The sequence below is a fragment of the Bacillus sp. AFS017336 genome (assembly GCF_002555445.1).
Taxonomy (GTDB): Bacteria; Bacillota; Bacilli; order Bacillales; family Bacillaceae_G; genus Gottfriedia.
Genome location: NZ_NUCO01000016.1, coordinates 1 through 21,538 on the forward strand (window position 1 = coordinate 1; position 21,538 = coordinate 21,538).

Consider the following 21,538-nt stretch of genomic DNA (forward strand, 5'->3'; position numbering starts at 1 on the left):
AACTTTATGGGGTCACTTCACTCTTGAGAATATCAGACGATTGTTTTTTTGGCTTAGAAAGTCTTTCAAAAACCTCTAAACAAATGTATCCCGTGGCAGGTATTAGTATTAATAGAATAAATCCAACTGGACCACTAACAAATTTTGCGAAATATCCAGCTTTGGGAACTATCAATACTAGTTTACCAACGAGATTCTTAGAGGTGACAACATTGATATCTGCTGTATTGTTATTGTCCCCTTTTGTCACAAATCCAATCTTTCCTTGATTTTGTTTAATGGAGGCGACACGATGGGTAAAAAATTTTGATGGTGAATCTCTAAAAGTAATCACATCATTTACTTTTACATCTGCTGGCTTTGCCTTTTTAATAATGACTAAGTCACCAGCTTTAATGTATGGGTGCATACTGTTAGTTAACACGGTTAATGGGCTGACTCCAAAAATGGAGGGCATTTTCTCCGAATGTTTTTTTGATTGAAATGTGAAGTACAGCAAAAATACTATGACGAGTAAAATAATGATGAGAAAAATAATAGAAATGCTTTTCGATACAGTTTTAATCATGAGTTCCCCAACTTTCATTTGATATCAGAATATTCTTATAATCCCTCGTATTTCACCCCATTATAAGCTTTTGCTATTTTTTTTAAAACTGCAGAATATTGCCAAACGGTTTTCTTACTTTCAAAAATTAACGATATTAGCCTTTTTTGGGGTAATTACTATTGTTTTTTCATTTTTTATTATTTTTTAATAGGAAAATAGACTATAGGTATAAAGTTGTTTTTTTCATGAATAGCATCAAAAGAAAACAAAAATGAGAAATTTATCCTATAAATATTCAGGGAAATAGGCCCGCTTTATGATGATCTGATAAACCACGATTTACGAAAAATAGTGGCCTATTTACAATGTGAATAGAGTGAATATTCGTCTAATTTAGAAAACAAATCTAAGTAATCGAATAAAGACATCTAGAAAAATTATTGCTTCTTAGTTCACTAATAAAAAGGGAAATAAAGGAGGAAGAGAAAGGGAATGAAGAAAGGGAAATTTGGCCGTGTTTTGTTAGGATCTGCATTAACCGTTAGTTTAGTAGCAGCTTCGGGTGTTCCATTTAATGTGTTGGCGAGGGCTCAGGAAAAGGCAAAGGTTACGAATGCCGAAGAAATACTGAACAACTTAAGCGTTGAACAAAGAAAGGCACTTAAAGAGATTGAAGTAGGAACAGAATTTGTTATCGCGCCAGATATCAAAGTTAACAGTCCTGAAATGGTAAATGTCATTGTGGAGTTCAAGCAAGAACCAGCACAAGTGGAAATGATGAAACAAATGGCTTCAGGAAAAAGAATGGTACTATCCTCTGCAAAGAATAAAGTAGAGGAATCTCATCAACAATTTAAAAAAGAATTTAATCAACTTAAAGGTTCAAAAACTACATTTAGTCAAAATTTAAATGAATCAAAGATTACTAGAGAATATAAAAATGCCTTTAATGGAGTAGCGGTAACAATGCCGGGTAATATGATTGAATCATTGGTGCAATCAGGTGTTGTTAAACGAGTATGGAACAATAAGGAGATTAAATTGGATCTCCCGAAAGACCAGCAAGAATTAAAGACAACAGCAATGTCAGGATCTGAAGATAGCAATAGCCAAATTGGCGTGGACAAGCTCCATAAAGAACAAATTACAGGGAAAGGCATTAAAGTAGGGGTAATTGATACTGGAGTCGACTATCATCATCCTGATTTAAAAGATGCATATAAAGGCGGATATGACTTTGTTGACAACGACAATGATCCAATGGAAACAACCTATGAAGATTGGAAAAAAACAAAGTATCCTGAAATAGACCCTAATTCTGGCGCACCTTATTATACTTCGCATGGGACGCACGTTTCGGGAACTATTGCTGGAGAAAAGAAAAATAATGTTGACCATGCAGTGGAAGGAGTCGCACCAGAAGCTGATCTTTATGTGTATCGTGTGCTAGGACCTTATGGAGGAGGTACTACAGATGCCGTTATTGCGGGAATTGATAAAGCGGTAAAAGATGGAATGGATGTAATCAATTTATCTCTTGGTGAAGGCATTAATGATGCTCTCTCTCCAACTTCAGTAGCTATTAATAATGCAATGCTTTCTGGAGTAGTTTCTGTGGTTGCAGCCGGAAATTCGGGGCCGGGTGAAAAAACAGTTGGCTCGCCAGGTACATCTGCATTTGCCATAACAGTTGGCGCAAGTGATTATTCACAAACGATTGCTACATATTCAGCGAGTGTGGGAAATGAAAAGTTTAATGAAATGAAATTACTAGGAAAGAACTTTACAGACAAGTTAGATGATTTAAAAGGAAAATCTTTCCCAGTTATTTATGTGGGGTTAGGAAAAAGTAGTGACTTTGCAGGAAAAGACTTAAAGGGTAAATTGGCTCTAATCCAACGCGGAGATATCGCGTTTGATGAAAAGATTCGTAATGCTAAGAACGCGGGAGCTAAGGCAATCATTGTATACAACAATGTAGATGGAGAGATTCCAACTTATTTGGGAGAAAGCACTAGTTATGTTCCAACCTTCCAACTTACAAAAGCAGAAGGAGAACGTTTAAAATCACTGGACGGTGGCTCCTTTACATTTGAAGAAATGAGCAGCGTGCATACAGAGGGAGATCATTTAGCAGACTTTAGCTCTCGTGGACCAGTTGAGAAGAACTATGATATTAAGCCTGACGTTGTTGCACCTGGAGTGGCGGTTTTTTCAACCTATCCAGAATATATGAATGACCCTGGAGATGGTGAAAATTACGATATCGCCTACACCCGTATGTCAGGAACTTCAATGGCGTCCCCTCATGTTGCTGGTTCAGCAGCTTTAATTTTACAAGAGCATCCAGAATATACACCATTTGAAGTGAAAGAAGCTTTGATGAATACAGCGGATGAGTTAAAAGAAAAGTATTCAGTAAATGAAGTAGGGGCAGGTCGTGTTGATACGTACGAGGCGGTTCACGCTAATACATCCATTAAAGTAATTGATAAAACAGAAAATAAGGATGGAAACCAAATCGTTGTAATTGATGAAGAGACAGGATCAATGGCGTTAGGCAGCCATTATCAAAAAGATAAGGATATAGATGAAGGCAGAAAAGTAGTGATTCAAAACAGAGATACGAAAGAAGCAAAAGAATTTAAAGTGGAAGTGGAATATTCGCCAGCAAAAGGAAATGTGAAGGATGCAGTGAAAAATGGTGTGAAGATGACGGCTCCATCATCTATCACGGTAACCGCTGGCCAATCAAAAGAAATTCAACCATCCATCCATGTTCCGATTAACGCTGAACCAGGAAGATATGAAGGATATATCCATTTTGTAAATGAAAAGGATGGAACTGAAAACTATCAGATACCATTTTCGATTCGCTACACAGATAAAGGGATTGACTATGCTGAATTAGATAGACAGGCAGTTGCAACGGATACAACGAAATTTCATCCGTACTTAAATCCATTCGTAAATGCAATATTTAAATTGAAGAGCCCGATGAAAACAATCGATATTATCATCAAGGACGGAAAAACGGGTCAGCCTGTTGGCTTCCTTGGTTCACTATATAATGCCGATAAAATTGTACCAGATTCAGAAAGATATATTTTATGGGCTTTTACAGGATCCGTTTATCCATTTACCAATGACCCAGCGAATCCTATAGCTAATAAGCCTATTAGTTTGCCTGACGGTGATTATACATTTGAAATGATTGCTAAAGATAATGATGGAAAAACATATGTGAATGATGAAGTGATTATTGTGGATAATAAGCCACCGGAATTAACCTTCAAGGACTATAAACCAGGTTTCTACGAAGTGGATCAGTCAATGTACACGGATGAAGATGGCTTCCATGCTTTATGGGCACATGGTAATGTATATGACTCTACGATTGATCTATTAAAGTCTAAAGGTCTTAACTATGATCAAACTGCAAATTCGCTCTATTATTATCAAAATTCGGCATGGCCATCAGGAATCCTGCCTCTTCAACCTAACGGGGATTTCAAATTTGGGTTATTACCGGAAGAGGTTGAAACACCTGTAAATCTAAAACTATTCCCATTTGATCTAGCATCAGCAGCGAATCTTTTTGGCTATAATTATACATTTGTCAAAGAAGGAACAGAGTATGTATTACCAAGCTACAATAAGAAGAAAGTCAAACTAGGTGATACGATTACGATGACATTGAGTATCAATAATGTGAAAAAGCTTGTTTCCGGAAAATATGGGGTTGAATATGCGAAAAATTTATATGAATTTAAAGATGTGGTGCTAAACAAAGCTTTTGAAAAATATGCAACTGACAACAAACTAAATGTTTCTCTAGATGTACCGACAATTAAAGATGATTTATGGACGAAAACAGTAAATGTTGGTGCATCCTTTGATCAAAAAGATTTTAAAGGCTTTGATGGTGATACTCCATTCCTTGATGTGACATTTAAAGTCATTAATGATGAAAGCTATGATGGAGTTGCAGCCATGAATGTAAATAAATTTATGTATACGAAAGTTGGAGAAACGAAGGAAACAACGATACCGGGATTCACAGATGAGCAGTTCTCAATCATCCCAAAACATTCTATGGTACGTGGGTTTGTTAAGCCAGAAGCATTGAGTTCAAATGACACAACCAAAATCCATGCTAAAGTTTATGCAAAAGCAGGAAGTGGACAAGAATATGTAGGAACGATTGATAGATCCGGACAATATGAGATTCATGGAATTCCAGTTTCAACGAAAGATTATGATATTTATGTAGAAGTTCCTGGGCATTTAACTAGTAAGACAACTGTTAAGTTAAGTAAAGAAGTCGATGGAGAACTAGTAGGAGTAAGCAAGCGAACGTACACAGATCAGTTTCCTGCTGGCGATGTAAACGGGGATGAAGTGATTGATATTAATGACCTAGTTCAAGTTGCAGCATATTACGGTAAAAAACATGACAAAGAAGACATCAACCAGGACGGCATAGTAGATGAAAAAGATATTCGTTTTATTGAAACGAACTTCTTGAAAATAGGAGAAAATGCAAAGAAAAATGCAAAGACACAAGAAAAGCTTGGCAAAAAAGGATTAGAAGATATTTTACGCACTTTAAGTCTTGAGCCAAATAAAAAATAGAAAGCTAGAAGGATTTTTAATCTAGGAAAAGGCGGAGGGATTTGTCTTTACATAATATTTTTGTAGGTAAAGGCAAATCGGACCTCGGCCAACAATCAAGATTAGTGACCTTAACAAAAAAATGTGACTTACATGGGAGAAGAAGCTTATGAAAAAAGTGAAAAGAGCATTATTAGGCACGACACTAGTAGGAGCACTAGTTGTATCTGTTGGATTTGGAACGTATTCCTGGTTTACTTCAGAGACAAATGCTGCTGGTGAGATTGTTAACGGAACATTACAACTAAATAATGGACAAAATATCACAGAAAAAGTTATTGATGGCGTTGATTTTGCTCCATCCCAATTAAAGTATGGGGAGTGGATGACGGTCGATAATACAGGAACGCTAGCAACAGATATTAAAGCTACCTTATATCAGAAATTGGACAAGGACATTAATATTAAAAAATATAAAGTTGGGTATATTGCGATAAAATATAAGCAAAAACCAACAGGTGATGTTCAAAAAGCGGCGAAAATCAAGCTTGATAAATTATTTGATGGAACGACTAATGTAGTAGAATCTCAAACATTTAGTAACGAATCCGAAATTGCACCAGGTGTAAGTGCGGTTACAGGTATAGTAGGAGAAGAAGGCGTAGCAGGTTATACAGCTGTATCCAATAAAAATTGGCAGCTTGGAAATGGTGCGAACCAAGGATTTTGGAGATTGAAATCGGATGAGTATATTGATATGATGTTTGCCATTAAATTAGATGAAACCGCAAATAATGACTATCAAGGAGTAAAATATTCAGCTGATTTAAAAGTTCAAGCGAAGCAAGTAGATGAAGGTTCTAAGTATGAAGGTGAATAATGTTGTTGGGCAGTCGGTTAATCGACTGCTTTTCTGATAGGAGTAGGTTATATGCGAATAAAGAAGCGTATGCTAGTTTTTTACTCCATTATTTTAATCTATTGCCTATTTCTATTTGTTGGTAAATTGAATACATATGCTTGGTTTACGGACGAGGTTCGAGCAAATGGAGATATAACCAACGCTACAACTAAAGACTTACTTTCTATTTCCACTGGTGATGTGATCTATCAAAGCAAATGTGAGATTTCCCAAAAAATCTCTATTAAAAATATTTCAGGCATAAAGATTCCTATTAAACTAGTAGATCAATCCCTATTATTGCATCCAGGGGAAACCTTTAATAAAACGATGAAACAAAAAGTTTCCTGTGAGGAGAAGGAACATCATTATCATCTATTAGGTTTAAATCATTATATTGATGAAATGATAAGCGTCCCTCTTGATCAAAACAAGCTCTCAGGAATGGAAAATAACAGTGAAAGTCCTCAGGATAAGACAAACATTTCACCTAAATCAATGAATGATAAAAAAGTGGATCCTAAAGAAAATAATCAAGTAGACAAAGAGAACTCGGTACAATCATGAAGAATCATTTCGAAGTTTATCTTTTACACCAGTGTTCTATAATGGTTTTGGAACTTTGAGCCAGATAAAAATAATAAGGTCAGAAGTATCAATCTCCTGACCTTATATTAATTAAACGAACATATTCACTCTCCTATGCTTGTCAACCAGTGGAGTAGCAAATTTATTTGCCTTTTCAATATCCCCTTTTTCCATGTAATGATCAAAAAGTTGTACTTGATAATGCTCTGTCAATAAAGACAATCCGATTTCGGTTAAATAAGGATATACTTTTGCCTCTAGGTAGTGGAAATATTTTTCTTTTCGATGTTGAAGTTTATACAAATGCATGCGGAAGAAATGAATGAAAAGTGTATCTTTCTTCTTTTTTGCAAGTTTTAGACCATTTTTAGCAAGTTCATAGAGTGTTTCTCGTGGTGATTCTCCATGCTGGCTTAGTGCATTTAAATAACCTTCCAATGACCCGATATAATTTTCCGAGAGAGGATTTCGACCCTCTAATGCATTCTTAAATAATTCACTAGCATCTTTAAAATAGCCATGTCGAAGTAGATAGTATGCATAATTATGAGTGATCATCGACCTTTGATGCTCTAAACTGTAATTATCAGCCATTTCGATTAATCTTTTATAGCTTAAGATACTTTCAGGATTATAAAAGTCATCTTGTTCTACTTGTATAAGCATTAGCATCTCTGAATCAATTATTCTAGAAAAACTGCGAGCCTCGGTAAAAAATTGTAGTGCCTTATTCGCGTAATAATAAGCCAGTGTTTTAGAATTGATGGAATGATATGCAACAGCCAAATGATAATAAAATTCTGGATTATAATAGTGGGACAAGTCAAACCTTTTTAAAATAGCAATGGCATTATTGTAGTTTCCTTTATGTAATTCTAAGATTCCTTTAATATGAAGTAACATATTTGTATTATATGGAGAATCATCAAGTTGATTTTCTATTTCTGCTATAATTGGAATGGCTTTATCTGCTTCACCAAAAGATAAATAGTATCTAGTAAGTATAAGTAAGTATTGATGATAAAGCTTCGGAATATGTAAAAGAGGAATCTCCTCCAATTGTTCTTTTAGAAGCTTTGCTTTTGAATCAAATCGTAAAATAATTGCTTCATGCCATGATTTTAATAGTAGCTCCGATTGAGCATATGATTCTATTTCTGCTTTTAAATCGAGCTCTAAGCGATTAGACAATAATTCTATTAGATCTTTCGAAACTTCTGTTAAGCCCCGTTCAATTTTGCTTAAATGAGTGTTAGAACAGATGCCCACTCCTAATTCACTTTGAGTCATCCCTTTATTTTCCCTGTAAAATTTTATAATTTTTCCTTCAAGCACTTTTTTTGTCCCCCCTATCTAAATACTAGGTAATTTACCAAATTTTTCTTTTAATTTAATCAGGTTCAACTATTGGAAGACTGGAATTTTATTTCTTTGTGCAGAATGCCCAAATGATATTATTGCTTTTTGGATTGTCTAAACGAAGACGGTAGTAGGTAATCATTCTAAAATTATTATGTCCCACTAGCTATTCGATGTTCTCCTGAGTTATTTCATTATATACAAGTGGGAAAATTCTGTTAATTGGGAAAGATATTGTAAATTAGAGTAGAATTTTCTTACTTTATACGTTTTTATTTCAAAATAAACTAGCACTAATAATTAAAAATTGTATGTTTTCTAACTTGGGAAATTTTTTGAAAAAAGGAAGATTATCATACTTTTTTTATTAAAAAAAAATTAAAAATAAAACTCTAACCATTGAAAAGTGGTTAGAGTTTAGTTAGAATTTTTCTTTTTTTCTTTAATCGATCTATAAGCATTAAACAAATAGCATATTGAATTCAAATAAAATGCCTTGGTTGAAAAATAAAACATCATATATGTTGATATAGATTATGACATATATAATGTTATTAGATTGTATTGGGATTAAATAGGGGGAGTTGCTTTATGTCTATCGGGAAAATCATTTATTATCATCGTAAGAAGCAACATATGACTCAGGAACAACTTTGCCATGGAATTTGTTCTGCTACTCACTTGAGTAAAATCGAAAACAATTCCAAAGAAGCGAATATAAAAACGTTGCAAAAGCTATGCGAGAGATTGGAAATCTCAATTGAGGAAGAAACTAAAAAAACTCAACTTTTAAAGCAGAAACTTGATTTGTTTTATGATGCCATGGAACGTCTTCATAAAGAAAAAGCAGCAACATTATATGACGAGCTAATGGAGCATAAAGAATTTGTCCAGTGTTTAGAGATCATCTATTTGTATGAATTATATATGCTTCGTTATTTATTATACTTGGATCGATTTTCGGAATTTGAGGAAGAGTCGTTGAAAATGAAAAAGGATGTACCAAAGTATTCTTCATATGAGCTATTTGTATGGAAGTTTCTCCAAGCTATTTATTATGGCCGAACACAAAAATACGCACAAGCGCTCAATATTCTAAACAAACTGGAAGAAGAAGCAGAACAATATAGTGAAAAAATTACTGATTATTATTACTATCGAGCGACAACACATGGTCATATGTTTCAGTATTCTTTATCCATTGATTATGCAAATAAAGCATTAGCAGTTTTTCAAGATAAAAACAACATCTTACGTATTATGCATATCAAAATCATAATGGCTGTTAATTTAATTTACATTGGTGAATTTAATAGAGCGGAACAAATGCTAGGTTTAATTTTAAATGATGCCGATTTACTACAGGATATAATTATGAAAGCAATGGCTCTGCATAATTTAGGCTATTTGCATCAAAGACAGGGGAATGTTGAAACAGCACTTGAATATTTCTCTCAATCACTTCAATTTAAACAGAAATATACACATTCCTATTATTTGACTATCTCAACGATCGCAGAGATGCTTATCCAATATAACCAACATGAAAAGGCTGTAGAACTATTAAAACCAGAATTGGATTACTTTCAAGACCATAAATCATCAAATTATATTAAGCTTAAAATATTGTATCTAGAAGCCACTAAAAATAAAAAGCAGCTTGTTAAATATTTAATAAAGCATGTGCCTCCAAGGGGAGAACAGAATGTAGTATTAAGCAATGGGATGAAATACTTCGATATGATAATAGCATATTATGAAGAAAAAAATGAGATCACTACTGCCTACCATTATCTAAAAATATCCAATCAGTTTCTTAAGAAATTACTTCATAATCTTGAAAGTCCTTTGGAGCTTGAAAACTTGAATTTAATATCAACGGAGAATAAACTAAATTTTTAATAGAAAAAAAGACAAGTTGAACTGAACTAGTTTAGCCTTAATAGAATGAAATACTTTATTTAGCTTTTTTTCAGTTCTTAAATAGTGCTGATCATTGTTTTCTCTTCTTCTGATATTTCTTCTTTTTAGAAAATCCAATCATTAAATCGATAAGGATTTCTCAATTTCTACGAAACCTCAATATTGTAGAATAGCCTCTTCTAGTAAAATCACTATTTTAACTTACATAAATGATGGTTTTAATTGATGAAATATGATTCCTAGTTCAAAGTAATATACATTAAGTAGATCTTGAATGTGGATAAGTAATGACTACTCTTAATCGAGTAGTTTTTTTATGTCTACTTTTTCTTATAAATAAAAATAGAATTCCATTTATGCGAATGAATAAAATTATCTATATTAATAGCAGTCTCTAAAACATAAATTAAGTTCACCAAAAATGTATTTCTTCCTTGTAAATCTTGTTTTGGGTCTCTTACTAAACTTGTGTTGGAAAATTCTGAAATGATAGCACACTTAAAACACATATGGTAAGGTATTAACATCTAACGAACTAGATTAATCAATAGAATAGAGGTGCCGTATTTTGATTAAACGTTTTTTTAGTTATTATCGCCCGCACAAAAAGTTATTTTATATAGACTTTTTCTGTGCAATATTAGTAGGGTTAATGGAGCTTGGATTTCCTTTAGCAGTGTCTTGGTTTATTGATAAACTGCTGCCGGAAGGGAACTGGAGTAAAATTATCTCGATCAGTATCGGACTTTTAGTACTTTATTTAGTAAGTTCTGGTATGCAATTTGTTGTGAATTATTGGGGCCACAAACTTGGTATTAATATTGAGACTGATATGCGTCGTGAGTTATTTAATCACGTTCAACGTCAATCATTCCGTTTCTTTGACAATACAAAGACTGGTCATATAATGAGCCGTATTACAAATGATTTAATGGATATTGGAGAATTAGCACACCATGGTCCAGAGGATTTATTTATTGCAATTATGACCTTCATCGGGGCATTTTGGATTATGCTAACAATTAACGTGAAGCTTGCATTAGTAGCCATCATTATCGTGCCATTTTTAGTTTGGTTAATCTCATACTCAAACATGAAAATGAATAATTCATGGAGTAAAATGTATGGGAATATTGCGAATGTAAACTCGCAAGTTGAAGATAGTGTTTCAGGTGTAAGAGTCGTTCAATCATTTACAAATGAACAATATGAAATGAAACGATTTAATAAAAATAATCAATACTTCCGCAAAACAAAATTAAAAGCTTATAAAGTAATGAGCATGAATTTACTAGGAATCTATGTATCTACTCGATTAATGACACTTGTTATTTTAGTTTTTGGAGCATGGTTAAGTTTTACGAAAATTTTATCTTATGGAGAATTAGTAGCGTTTATTTTATATTTAAATGTTTTATTTAAACCAATTGATAAGATTAGTGCTTTACTTGAACTATATCCAAAAGGTATGGCGGGCTTTAAACGATTTACGGAATTAATTGATAATGCGCCAGATATTGTAAATACAAAAGATGCAATTGAAGTCGTTAATCTAAGAGGAGATATTAAGTTCAAAAATGTTACTTTTGGTTATGAAAACAAACGTACAATTTTAAATGATTTATCCTTTTCAATTGAGGCCGGCAATACAATCGCTTTCGTAGGTCCTTCAGGTGCAGGGAAAACAACAATTTGTTCATTAATTCCAAGATTTTATGATGTTTTAAATGGTGCTATCACAATTGATGGAATCGATCTTCGAAATATGACGAAAGAATCATTACGAAAAAATATAGGAATCGTTCAGCAAGATGTCTTTTTATTTACTGGTACATTAAAAGAAAATATTGCTTACGGTAAGCTAAATGCATCTAATGAGGAGATTGAAGAAGCAGCAAGAAAAGCTCACCTAACAGATTTAATCGCTTCATTGCCAGACGGTTATGAAACTCAAATTGGTGAGAGAGGATTAAAGCTTTCAGGAGGACAAAAGCAGCGCTTAGCAATCGCTAGGATGTTTTTGAAAAATCCGCCAATCCTAATATTAGATGAAGCAACATCAGCGTTAGATACAGAGACAGAAGCAATTATCCAAGAAGCATTGAATGATTTATCAAAAGACCGTACAACGCTAGTAATCGCTCATCGATTAGGCACAATTAAAAAAGCAGATCGAATTTTAGTCATAACAGAAGAAGGTATTGCTGAAGATGGTACTCATAAAGAACTACTATCACAGGAAGATGGAATTTTTGCTAAGCTTCATGCTCATCAAATTTAACATTTTTTAAGAAAGTGTTTTGTATTGATTGAAAATTTTACTGGTAAAGCAGATTTATACTCAAAACATCGTCCAAGTTATCCGAAAGAATATATCGAAAATTTACTCTCTGGAAATCAATTAAGTGAGAGTAGTGTCATTGCAGATATTGGTTCAGGGACAGGTATTTTAACTAAACTTTTACTTGAAAAAAAGTTATATGTTATAGCAATTGAACCGAATGATGATATGCGGAGAAACGCAGAGATGGCTCTGAATAAATACGAAAAATATAAGTCAATTAATGCAACAGCTGAAAATACTTCATTAAAAAATAATAGTGTTGATTTAATAACGGTAGCACAAGCTTTTCACTGGTTTGATAAAGAAAAATTCAAATTAGAATGCAAACGCATTTTAAAAGAGGGTTCAAAAGTCTCTCTAGTTTGGAATAGCAAAGACTTATCAAGCCCAATAATGATTGAATTGCAGGAGATTTGCAATGAAACTTGTCCTAAGTTTAACGGCTTTAGTGGTGGAATAGAAGATACTCCGGATGTTTATGAGCAATTTTTTAAAGATGGTATTTTTGAAATAAAAGTTTATAAAAATGATCTTGAAATGGATTTAGAAGGATTTTTAGGTAGGAACATGTCATCTTCCTTTTCTCCGTTGCGTGGGGAAAAAGAATATGAGACATATAGAAGTGCACTAGGCAATTTATTTAATAAGTATAGTTTAAATGGTAAAATCGTTTATCCTTATATTACTAAAAGTTATTTAGGGCATGTGTAAATAGAAAGATTGAGAGGCAGCGTATGTATAATACGTTGCCTCTTTATTTTTTTTCAATAATAAAGACAGGGTTTATTTTTAATTTGTTATAAAGGTTATGCTAATTTAAAAAAACAGCATTTATTATCTTTTTAATGTAGCACTATTTATGAAAGGGCCAAATCCCATCTTTCTTCAATTAACTCCGATCCAATCCACTCGAAATTAGGTTTTTCTTCAGTTAAAGTAAAACCATATTTTTTATAAAGATATCTAGCTGCCCCTAAAGTACTAACCGTCCATAAAAAGACATGCTCATATTGATTTTCTTTACAAAAGTTTAGTGCCGTCTCGATTAATTTTTTACCAATTCCTAGGCCTTGGAACCTTTCATCTAATACAAACCATCTAAGTTGAGCAACGGACTCATTTGCCTTCGTAATAGCGATTGATCCAACGATTTCACCATTCACCTCTGCAACCCAAAGTTCACCGCCCTTGGAGTTCATTAGAAATTCACTTAAACCTTTCATTACATAATATTCAAATACTCGTCCAAATTGGTAGGTTGTACTATAAATTCTTCCATGTATATAAGCGACATACCCAACATCTCCGGGAATAAATGGTCGAACTGATACTTCAGCGTTATTTGAATTGTTTAATGAGATAATTGATTCAATTGTTTCCATTGATTTTACTAATTCCTTTATTTGATCATGAGAAAAGCTTTGAATCATTTTTTCAACCCCGATGTTCGCGTCCTCAACTAATTTACTGTAGATGTCCTTCCCTTTATTAGTTAGATGAAGAGAATATTGACGCTTATCTTCAGGTGATTGAATTTTTTCGATAATGTTCTCATCTTCAAATCGTTGAGTTATTCGACTTAAGTAGCCACGGTCAATACCTAGTTTCCCGATAATATCGGAAGCGGTACATCCTCTGTTTTCATTAATTTCAGTAATGATTCTAGCTTCAGTTAACGGAAATGGATGATTGTAAATTTCTTGATCAATTTTCCCTAATACATTTGCATAATGTCTGTTAAACTTCCGTATTTTTTCAATATAATTCATCTATTACCACTCCTAATATTCTGAAATTTTAGATTTATTATAACTATAATAGTTGACTCAGTCAACTAATTAGAATGACAAACAATAAAATTGTACTAGAATATTCAAAAATTTGGATAAAGAAAATACGAAAATGAGAATATAATTAAAAAGAGGTTAAAAGTAAATTAAAATAGGGGGAACGTATGGAACTATCTCTTTTACTAGAGTATGGATGGGTATTACTGATATTAATTTTATTAGAGGGCTTATTATCGGCCGACAATGCATTAGTGCTAGCCGTTATGGCTAAGCATTTACCCGAACAACAACAAAAGAAAGCTATAAATATTGGTTTACTTTTAGCGTTTATATTTAGAATCGGTGCCATTTTCATTATTTCATTTCTTTTTGATGTATGGCAGGTTCAAGCGATCGGAGCAGCCTATTTAATTTTCATTGCATTAAAGCATTTATTGAAAAAGCACGACAATGATAAAGGGAAAAAAGGGAAAAGCTTTGCAATGACAGTCGCTCAAATATCATTAGCAGATATTGCATTTGCCATTGATTCAATACTAGCAGCAGTAGCCCTAGTTATTGACCTGCCTAATACTAATATGAGTAATATAGGCGGCATGGATGGCGCTAAATTTATCGTCATTATCATTGGAGCAATAGCAGGACTAATCGTTATACGATTCGCAGCAGGTATATTTGTAAAGTTGCTTACGACACGCCCAAGTCTAGAAACAGCTGCTATGCTTCTAGTTGGTTGGGTAGGGGTTAAACTACTAATGCATACCCTAGCACATCCTTCACTACACATTATTTCACATCACTTTGTTGAAGGCCCAATTTGGAATATAATCTTCTGGACAGGAATGCTTCTAATTGCTCTAGGTGGATGGTTTTTCTCTAAAAAGAAAACACCCGACGTAAACGCAGAATAAAATAAATAAATGAAAGACGATGTCCCAAAAGTATAACTTTTAGGGGCATTTGTTTTTTACTTTAAGAAAGTATTTATTGTAGGGGGAAGAAAAGTCGATGTAGATTCCAAATTTAAATGCAAATTAAATTTAGGAATATGTAAATAAGAATCGAGAGAGTGAAGTCAGTTGATGATTTCGATTTCTTAGGTAAATTCAATCTAAAAGAAATCACAGAACCAACAATCTTTGATTTTGAGTATGTATGAATAAAGAGTAGGCTTAGGCTCACTCTTTTATGATAAATTGAAGGGAGATGATGAAGGTGGGTGTGCTTATGGAAATCAATAGAAATGAAGAGAGAGGCTACACATTTCAAGATTATCTTTCTTCTCCAGAAGGAAGTCGTTATGAAATTTATGATGGGGAACCTGTTTTGCTGGCAGCCCCAACGACAAAACATCAAGGTATTGTTTCATTTTTGACAACGGAATTCGGTATATACCTAAAAGGAAAAGAATGCAGAGTATTTGTTTCACCTTTTTGTGTGCGCTTTTCAGAGTTAAAGGATTATGAACGTGCAGATAATGTATATGAACCAGACTTATCGATAATTTTTAACAAAAGCCAAATTGACCAACATGGTTGCAAGGGTGCGCCGAATTTAATTGTAGAAGTATTATCGCCATCTACTGCTAGAAATGACAGATTAAAAAAATATAATACCTATCAAAAGCATGGTGTAAGTGAATATTGGATAGTTGATCCGATCAACGAAACGATAGAAATACATGCTTTAGAAAATAGCGTATACAGACTATGGAACGTATATAGTCGAGAAGATGTGATTACTTCAAAGCAGTTTGAAGATTTACAGATTAGTGGAGAAGAAACGTTTTCATATGGAGAATAAGCAGAAGAGTGCTCTTAAAGGGTGCTCTTTTTTATTTTGTTAGAAAAGAGGAAATAGAAAATGAATTTTTGATATTGCTTTTGAACCACCAAGAATTCAAGAAGTACCACGAGCTAGTATTCAAGCAGGGGAAGACCATTCTTATCCAGGGTCAGCGGATTCTTTTATTGAGAGGGGAATCGAGTGAGAATGGTAATTGCCTAGATCTAATTGTCTATAATGTGACCAGGAATGCTGTTGTAATCTATAATGGGTGCAAATAAAACTGGAGAACGTGTAAATAAACGTATGAAATCTGCAAATAAAAAATAAAATCCTGAATTAAATGCTGAAGTGCAAATAAAAATAGTGAATCTGCAAATAAAAATAGGAAAACTGCAATTAAAATAATCAAAACTGCAATTTAATTATGTAAAAGTGCAATTAATTTCCATGGGATTCCATTTTAGATAAGATAATACTCATACCGGTAGGGGTACTATCTTCTAAAATTGTTCAACAGTAGCTGCTTATCATTATAAAGTTAATTTGTTTGATCTAATTCTTTCAAAACTGACTAAAATAGTTGCGAAATCTGTTCAACATCAATGACAACCCACTATAAATAAAAAACATCGCTAAAATACCCCCAACCTACTTTAGTAGAGAGCAATTTATGTTAAATATAATTCTATTTAATGTCTCAATGTATGATATGAACTTAAACGTTAGCGTTTTTTATTTGATCAACCTCACTAAGTAATGCTTCTAAATGCTTTAAAATTGTTCTAGCTATTTGGTGTTCATTATTTTGTTCTAAGTGTTCTTTAGCAACTTTAGATAATTCAGCATAGTCATGATGTTTACTTTGGTTATGATTGTCATTGGTTTCTGCAAAGTTGAATGTATTGCTAAGCTTAACGCTTATTTCATTGTGTAGACTTTTTAGAGTTTCAATCATTTCATTCGTTTCATTCATTCTTTTTAATCTCCATTTCGTTTAGTAAATTTCATAGTTAGTATTTACATGTTATCCGTTAAGAATGAATAGTTTTTAATTTTTCACAGAATCTTTAATTTAAATAAGGGCTATCTATTTGTCAGTTATCCCGACTTTTGGACAGCCCATTTAGTTATTGTTTTATTATTCTTTTGCACTAATAATTCCTATTTAACTATGGTAATAAAATCATGTAGTTTATCTAAGGAAGTAATATTTTGATTGCATTTTTGACTATCTTTACAAATATAATTTCCTCTTTGAGTGAAAGTACCTTCAATTTTTCCTTTAGTTTTTGTCATAAATAAACCTAAGTCTTCAAATTTATTACAAATCGTACAATTTCCTTTTTTATTAATAGGATTAAAAGTACCTTGTAAACCGATTAATTTGTGATTTAAATAAGTTACAATGAATTTTGAATTTGATCCTAGATCGTCCCATCCAATATACGTTGTTTGTAGTAAATCGAAGTTTTTTAGGATTGGAAGTTTCAGTTTTTTAGCTTTTGGAAATAATTTTTTTATGGATTGCTCTGATACTTCTTTAAAAGGAATTACATATGGTAGTAATTGTCTTAGTAATACTTCTGCCTGTTCGGATTTTTTAATTGTGTCAATTTGTGTGAACAGTTGTTGTTGCTCTTTTGTAAGGTCAGTAAATAAACCTAGCGCTTTATCGCTGACTAGAGAATGTAGAGCGTTTAAAACAGCTCTGTCATTTACTGATGAGTGCCCATTTGTAAGGACTTGAAGCTGTTGTTTAATAAAATTGTATTGTTCCGTTCGAATAAAAGGTTCCATTTATATCACTCCTAATTTAGGAAAGTTCAAGTTAGACTTAACATCTATTAATTTACAACAAATTAATGGATTTATATATGCTGAGTTTAGGTAATAAACAAATTAGCCATAAAAAAACACTGACCATAGCTAGTCAGTGTCAGTTTATCTATTTAGTATATACAATTTTTTTGATTGTTTCGATTGAGAGGAAATATTCTTTAGCTAATTGTTCAATTGGTTGACCATTTTTAAATGATTTTTTGATTGCATTATTTCGATCGTCAATTAGCTTTCTTGTACCTGAACGCGAGCCCCATTTTTTTGGAACCTTTTCAGATTTTGGAATATAAAGAGTTTCTCCCTGTACGTATTTTTGTATTTCCGATAATAATTTCTCTGGTAAAATAGCAGTTGCTTTTATATATGCCATCTTTGATTAGCCCCTTATTCTTATTAGTTAAATAAGGTGCAAAGCCATCAAATTAGAACTGCTTACTTGGGCGATTAGTTAAAACCTACCCATGCAAAGTATCGCCTTTCTAAAACTAGGCTTTGCATGGGATGCTGATTTATCTGACAAATTAACAGTGTTTGTCATAATCGATCACCTCCTAAAAGTAATTATAAATGAATTTTATTTTGTTTGCATTGTTGATATGAATAATTTGAAAAAGGAATAAAACCTTCCACTATATGGACTGTTATTATTCCTTTAAATTATTTATTTAGTTGAAATAACATATGTTTAATAATTTCTCTTGATGAACTAGATAATCCATTTTCTTGAGAAAAAATGGCCCATACATCCTGATATATGTAATCGGATTCATCAGTATAAGTTATTGGGATTACTTTTAGTTCATCAGTACGAAATGTAGGATAGTTTTTTACTGTAAATTCATGGATAAATGAAAATGCAGTGCTTTCTTTAACGACATTTAACAGTAATCTAGGATTGTTCGTAGTCAAAATTGCATGATTAGACAAGCTTTTTGAGAATTTTTTTACAATGCTATTTTTTGTATTTTTTAAGATTACTATTTTCTCATTATTTAGATCTGCAGGTGTAACATATTCATAATTGTATAGATTAGAATTTTTTCCTACTACAATTCCAATTCTTGCTTTATTAATTAACTTTTTTCCCAGTTTTGGATATTTATTTAATTCTTCCTTATCGATCGGTAAGAAGCCAACATCATTACGATCATGATTAAAATTCTTTAGTAATTGTTCTGGGAGCATTTCTTCTACATCAATTGAGATTTGAGGATTTTCTAGATTGAAGTTAGTCACTGCTTCTTGAAATATATCAAAAAATGCAGTTGCTGCTATTATTTTTAATTGTTTTTCTTTTTTTATATTTAAATTACAAAGTTCATCATTTAACTGCTTAATATTCGATAAAATATTTATTGCCTTCGTTATAACAATATTACCTTCAGGTGTTGGAGTAGTTCCTATTCTTGAACGATTAAATATTGTTATATTTAATTCCCTTTCCAGTTGTGAAATAGATTGGCTAATGGCTGACGTAGAAATAAATAATTTTTCGGCAGCCTTTGAGATCGATTTTTCACTTGCTACATAAACAATATACTCTAATTGTTCAAAATTCATAGTAAGCTCCTAATTGTATAAAATTCTAATAACGTAATAACCTAAGACCATTAAAACTTAAAGACAGTGGACATCGTTGGTAAAAATTTTATTTCAATAATTTTAGAGAGGTTATAAAATTATCTTGCGGACATTATGAAGGAACACTTAACAATAAGAAAACAGTTTAATGATACACTTTTTTCTCTGGAAAATCTTGTGAAAAGTTAAATTTGTATTATTAAAATAATTCTTAAATTTTTATTGTATTAATTGCTTCATGAATAGTAAGAGGTTTAGACGTTATAAAGTGATTTTTTTCTCGGAGAAAATTATAGTAATAAATAAATTTCGGTATATATTCATCATAATATAAAACTATAAGTTTTTGAAACCCTAATTTTATCTATTTATTTAAGATTTTAATGTTGTAAGTAATACTTAATCATAATTTAGTGAATGTAATAATTCTTTGTTTAAGAAGAGCTTAACTTTAATTTCAAAAATATTAAATTTATTAAATCAATTCAAATATGTACAATAACTAATGTTACTATAAAAAAATTAGGTATTCGGAGGTGGTAGTAGTGTTAGCAAAATTAGTAACTAATCATCCGATAAATAATAATACTGTTATTTTTGTTGAAAATTCGCTTTTCGTGGCGGGTATTCGTACTATATTAGAATTCAATCAAATAAACGCAATTAAATTTAATATAGAAGAAAATGTACTAATTCAAGAAGTTAGTAATTCAGTTCTTATAACGCAGGTTTCAGGCGAAGAAATGGTAAAAGAAGCGAAAAGAATTATGTTACATGATGATTCTACTAAAATAATAACGATAAAAAATACTTTAGACTTTTACGAAATAGATCGTTTACTAAACGTAGGAGTGAAGGGGATTTGTTTAACGGACGTTGATGAAGCGTATTTAGTAAATACTGTAAAGCAAGTTCAAGGTGGACAATTCATGGTAGACAATCGTTTTACAAATGAATTAATAAAAGAATATAGATTCCTTAAAGAGAATTCTATCCATTTTATGCCACCTGATGACAAATATATTAAAGAATTACTTACAAATAGAGAATTCGAAATATTGCACCTTTTAGTAAAAGGATTTTCTAATATCCAAATTGGAAAAGAATTATTTATTTCGAATAAGACTGTTAAAAATCACGTTGCTAATATCTTAATGAAATTAGATGTTCAAGATCGTTTAAATGCAGTAATTAAAGTGATAAAGAATAATTGGATCTCTATTAAGCAGGAAGTAAATTAACTAAAATAGCACTCTATAAAACACGTAGACAACATTAATGAATGCGTGTTTAATAGAGTGCTTTAGTTTTGGAGTAGACTAAATAAAAATTGAGATAGTAGGTAAAGCTTAATCGCTGGACAGTTTAGAGAATATGTAGACTATTCCAAGTGATGGTTTTTAAATGTAAATTAAGTATTTGTAGAAGCAGATTCCTCTAATTTTTGTAAATAGTACACTTCTTCCCGATACATATGGTCTGCCATTAACGCAGAAAAATTACTTAACATTTGGCTAGATATATCTAATTCTTCAATTTCCTTAAGGAAAATTTGGAATAGTTGAATCTCCAATTTTATATCTTGATTCATTCTTTTTAATGCTGGAAATGTGTTAAGTTTTGTACGTAAATATCCAGTTAACTCTACTGCTTTAAGGTAGAAGTGCTCGAAATGCTTTATAAATTCATGACCCTTTTTTCTTAGCATATATTCAGTGCCATCGAGATTACTAGAAATGGCATCAGCGTGACCTGCTGCATCTAATACCCATAGTAAATGGTGATGAAGTTCATGGAAAATCGGAGGGATTTGATTTTGTTTTAAGTAGGATAGTACTAACAAGTATTCTTCCAATTCATTAACCATATGATTTAAAAACGTTGGTGTTAAGTAAATCTTAAAATTGGCGTCTGTAATGTGTTTTGTTAGCAATGATAATTTAAAATCACGGAGAGCTAGTGCATTTTTTTCAGCTTGAATCGTAATTTCGTTAATATTTGCGCTGTTATTTACACTAGAAAACAAATCATTAAAAATTATGTAAAATGACTTTGCAATTTTAATTTCTTCCTCTTGTTTAGATGGCAAAGCGTCTAAAATAAATTGAGAATGATCTCTTAAAACATGCAACCAAAATGAGTGTTCGTAGGTAGCAGTTTGTACAAAATCTGGCATCTAATCCCCCCTGTTAGTTATACAAGTTAATTATATTAATGATTAAACGAATATAGTATAAAACAAAAAAAGTGAAAACTTTGAC

General features: G+C 32.1%; 17 protein-coding genes. 9 read left to right on the forward strand and 8 right to left on the reverse strand.

Annotation, left to right across the window (positions count from 1 at the left end; translation table 11 throughout):
* Positions 1 to 4: 4 nt before the first annotated feature.
* Complete coding sequence (locus CN601_RS08015) at positions 5 to 568, reverse strand: signal peptidase I (protein WP_179865490.1); 564 nt, start codon at positions 566 to 568, stop codon at positions 5 to 7.
* 474 nt (positions 569 to 1,042) lie between these two features.
* Between CN601_RS08015 and CN601_RS08020 the strand changes: the two genes are divergently transcribed.
* The 3 genes from CN601_RS08020 to CN601_RS08030 all read left to right on the forward strand — a co-directional run bounded on the left by CN601_RS08020 (position 1,043) and on the right by CN601_RS08030 (position 6,632).
* On the forward strand, positions 1,043 to 5,185 hold the full coding sequence (locus CN601_RS08020; RefSeq protein ID WP_098170725.1) for a S8 family serine peptidase: 4,143 nt from the start codon (positions 1,043 to 1,045) through the stop codon (positions 5,183 to 5,185).
* Positions 5,186 to 5,333: 148 nt separating this feature from the next.
* A complete protein-coding gene (locus tag CN601_RS08025; protein WP_098170726.1) occupies positions 5,334 to 6,044 on the forward strand; it encodes a hypothetical protein in 711 nt (236 codons plus the stop codon).
* Positions 6,045 to 6,095: 51 nt separating this feature from the next.
* Positions 6,096 to 6,632, forward strand: a complete 537-nt coding sequence (locus tag CN601_RS08030; protein WP_098170727.1) for a hypothetical protein — start codon at positions 6,096 to 6,098, stop codon at positions 6,630 to 6,632.
* A 111-nt stretch (positions 6,633 to 6,743) separates the two neighbouring features.
* Here CN601_RS08030 and CN601_RS08035 read toward each other — a convergent pair whose 3' ends face one another.
* Entirely contained in the window at positions 6,744 to 7,988 is a 1,245-nt protein-coding gene (locus CN601_RS08035) for a helix-turn-helix domain-containing protein (RefSeq protein ID WP_098170728.1), read from the reverse strand.
* A gap of 615 nt (positions 7,989 to 8,603) precedes the next feature.
* Here CN601_RS08035 and CN601_RS08040 point away from each other — a divergent pair.
* The 3 genes from CN601_RS08040 to CN601_RS08050 all read left to right on the forward strand — a co-directional run bounded on the left by CN601_RS08040 (position 8,604) and on the right by CN601_RS08050 (position 12,990).
* The gene (locus CN601_RS08040; RefSeq protein WP_098170729.1) at positions 8,604 to 9,914 is read left to right on the forward strand and encodes a helix-turn-helix transcriptional regulator; all 1,311 of its coding nucleotides are present in this window, start codon (positions 8,604 to 8,606) and stop codon (positions 9,912 to 9,914) included.
* 589 nt (positions 9,915 to 10,503) lie between these two features.
* The gene (locus CN601_RS08045; protein ID WP_098170730.1) at positions 10,504 to 12,216 is read left to right on the forward strand and encodes an ABC transporter ATP-binding protein; all 1,713 of its coding nucleotides are present in this window, start codon (positions 10,504 to 10,506) and stop codon (positions 12,214 to 12,216) included.
* A 24-nt stretch (positions 12,217 to 12,240) separates the two neighbouring features.
* Positions 12,241 to 12,990, forward strand: coding sequence for a class I SAM-dependent methyltransferase (locus CN601_RS08050; RefSeq protein ID WP_098170731.1), 750 nt, complete (start codon positions 12,241 to 12,243; stop codon positions 12,988 to 12,990).
* Between the two features lie 146 nt (positions 12,991 to 13,136).
* Here CN601_RS08050 and CN601_RS08055 read toward each other — a convergent pair whose 3' ends face one another.
* Complete coding sequence (locus tag CN601_RS08055; protein WP_098119330.1) at positions 13,137 to 14,048, reverse strand: bifunctional helix-turn-helix transcriptional regulator/GNAT family N-acetyltransferase; 912 nt, start codon at positions 14,046 to 14,048, stop codon at positions 13,137 to 13,139.
* Between the two features lie 185 nt (positions 14,049 to 14,233).
* Between CN601_RS08055 and CN601_RS08060 the strand changes: the two genes are divergently transcribed.
* Both CN601_RS08060 and CN601_RS08065 read left to right on the forward strand, forming a co-directional pair.
* Complete coding sequence (locus CN601_RS08060; RefSeq protein WP_098170732.1) at positions 14,234 to 14,980, forward strand: TerC family protein; 747 nt, start codon at positions 14,234 to 14,236, stop codon at positions 14,978 to 14,980.
* Between the two features lie 316 nt (positions 14,981 to 15,296).
* A complete protein-coding gene (locus tag CN601_RS08065; RefSeq protein ID WP_179865491.1) occupies positions 15,297 to 15,872 on the forward strand; it encodes a Uma2 family endonuclease in 576 nt (191 codons plus the stop codon).
* Between the two features lie 700 nt (positions 15,873 to 16,572).
* Here the strand turns inward: CN601_RS08065 and CN601_RS08075 are convergent.
* From CN601_RS08075 to CN601_RS08090, 4 genes are all read right to left on the reverse strand, one after another.
* Positions 16,573 to 16,830 (reverse strand): hypothetical protein, encoded by a 258-nt coding sequence (locus CN601_RS08075; protein WP_098119326.1) that lies wholly within the window; start codon positions 16,828 to 16,830, stop codon positions 16,573 to 16,575.
* 188 nt (positions 16,831 to 17,018) lie between these two features.
* Entirely contained in the window at positions 17,019 to 17,654 is a 636-nt protein-coding gene (locus CN601_RS08080) for a FusB/FusC family EF-G-binding protein (protein WP_098170734.1), read from the reverse strand.
* A gap of 148 nt (positions 17,655 to 17,802) precedes the next feature.
* Positions 17,803 to 18,066 carry a CD3324 family protein gene (locus CN601_RS08085; protein WP_098119324.1) on the reverse strand — a complete coding sequence of 88 codons (264 nt, stop codon included), beginning with the start codon at positions 18,064 to 18,066 and terminating at the stop codon, positions 17,803 to 17,805.
* 287 nt (positions 18,067 to 18,353) lie between these two features.
* Positions 18,354 to 19,256, reverse strand: a complete 903-nt coding sequence (locus CN601_RS08090) for a LysR family transcriptional regulator (protein ID WP_098119323.1) — start codon at positions 19,254 to 19,256, stop codon at positions 18,354 to 18,356.
* A 566-nt stretch (positions 19,257 to 19,822) separates the two neighbouring features.
* Here CN601_RS08090 and CN601_RS08095 point away from each other — a divergent pair.
* Positions 19,823 to 20,518 (forward strand): helix-turn-helix transcriptional regulator, encoded by a 696-nt coding sequence (locus CN601_RS08095; protein ID WP_098119322.1) that lies wholly within the window; start codon positions 19,823 to 19,825, stop codon positions 20,516 to 20,518.
* 170 nt (positions 20,519 to 20,688) lie between these two features.
* Here the strand turns inward: CN601_RS08095 and CN601_RS08100 are convergent, their stop codons facing one another.
* Positions 20,689 to 21,453 carry a DUF2935 domain-containing protein gene (locus CN601_RS08100; RefSeq protein ID WP_098170735.1) on the reverse strand — a complete coding sequence of 255 codons (765 nt, stop codon included), beginning with the start codon at positions 21,451 to 21,453 and terminating at the stop codon, positions 20,689 to 20,691.
* Positions 21,454 to 21,538 lie beyond the last annotated feature (85 nt).

Bases quoted from the DNA above. Each gene is read 5' to 3' on its own strand.
- CN601_RS08040 (WP_098170729.1), top strand. From the start codon at position 8,604: ATGTCTATCGGGAAAATCATTTATTATCATCGTAAGAAGCAACATATG.
- CN601_RS08055 (WP_098119330.1), bottom strand. From the start codon at position 14,048: ATGAATTATATTGAAAAAATACGGAAGTTTAACAGACATTATGCAAAT.
- CN601_RS08060 (WP_098170732.1), top strand. From the start codon at position 14,234: ATGGAACTATCTCTTTTACTAGAGTATGGATGGGTATTACTGATATTA.
- CN601_RS08030 (WP_098170727.1), top strand. From the start codon at position 6,096: ATGCGAATAAAGAAGCGTATGCTAGTTTTTTACTCCATTATTTTAATC.
- CN601_RS08080 (WP_098170734.1), bottom strand. From the start codon at position 17,654: ATGGAACCTTTTATTCGAACGGAACAATACAATTTTATTAAACAACAG.
- CN601_RS08090 (WP_098119323.1), bottom strand. From the start codon at position 19,256: ATGAATTTTGAACAATTAGAGTATATTGTTTATGTAGCAAGTGAAAAA.
- CN601_RS08085 (WP_098119324.1), bottom strand. From the start codon at position 18,066: ATGGCATATATAAAAGCAACTGCTATTTTACCAGAGAAATTATTATCG.
- CN601_RS08025 (WP_098170726.1), top strand. From the start codon at position 5,334: ATGAAAAAAGTGAAAAGAGCATTATTAGGCACGACACTAGTAGGAGCA.
- CN601_RS08075 (WP_098119326.1), bottom strand. From the start codon at position 16,830: ATGAATGAAACGAATGAAATGATTGAAACTCTAAAAAGTCTACACAAT.
- CN601_RS08065 (WP_179865491.1), top strand. From the start codon at position 15,297: ATGGAAATCAATAGAAATGAAGAGAGAGGCTACACATTTCAAGATTAT.
- CN601_RS08100 (WP_098170735.1), bottom strand. From the start codon at position 21,453: ATGCCAGATTTTGTACAAACTGCTACCTACGAACACTCATTTTGGTTG.
- CN601_RS08015 (WP_179865490.1), bottom strand. From the start codon at position 568: ATGATTAAAACTGTATCGAAAAGCATTTCTATTATTTTTCTCATCATT.
- CN601_RS08020 (WP_098170725.1), top strand. From the start codon at position 1,043: ATGAAGAAAGGGAAATTTGGCCGTGTTTTGTTAGGATCTGCATTAACC.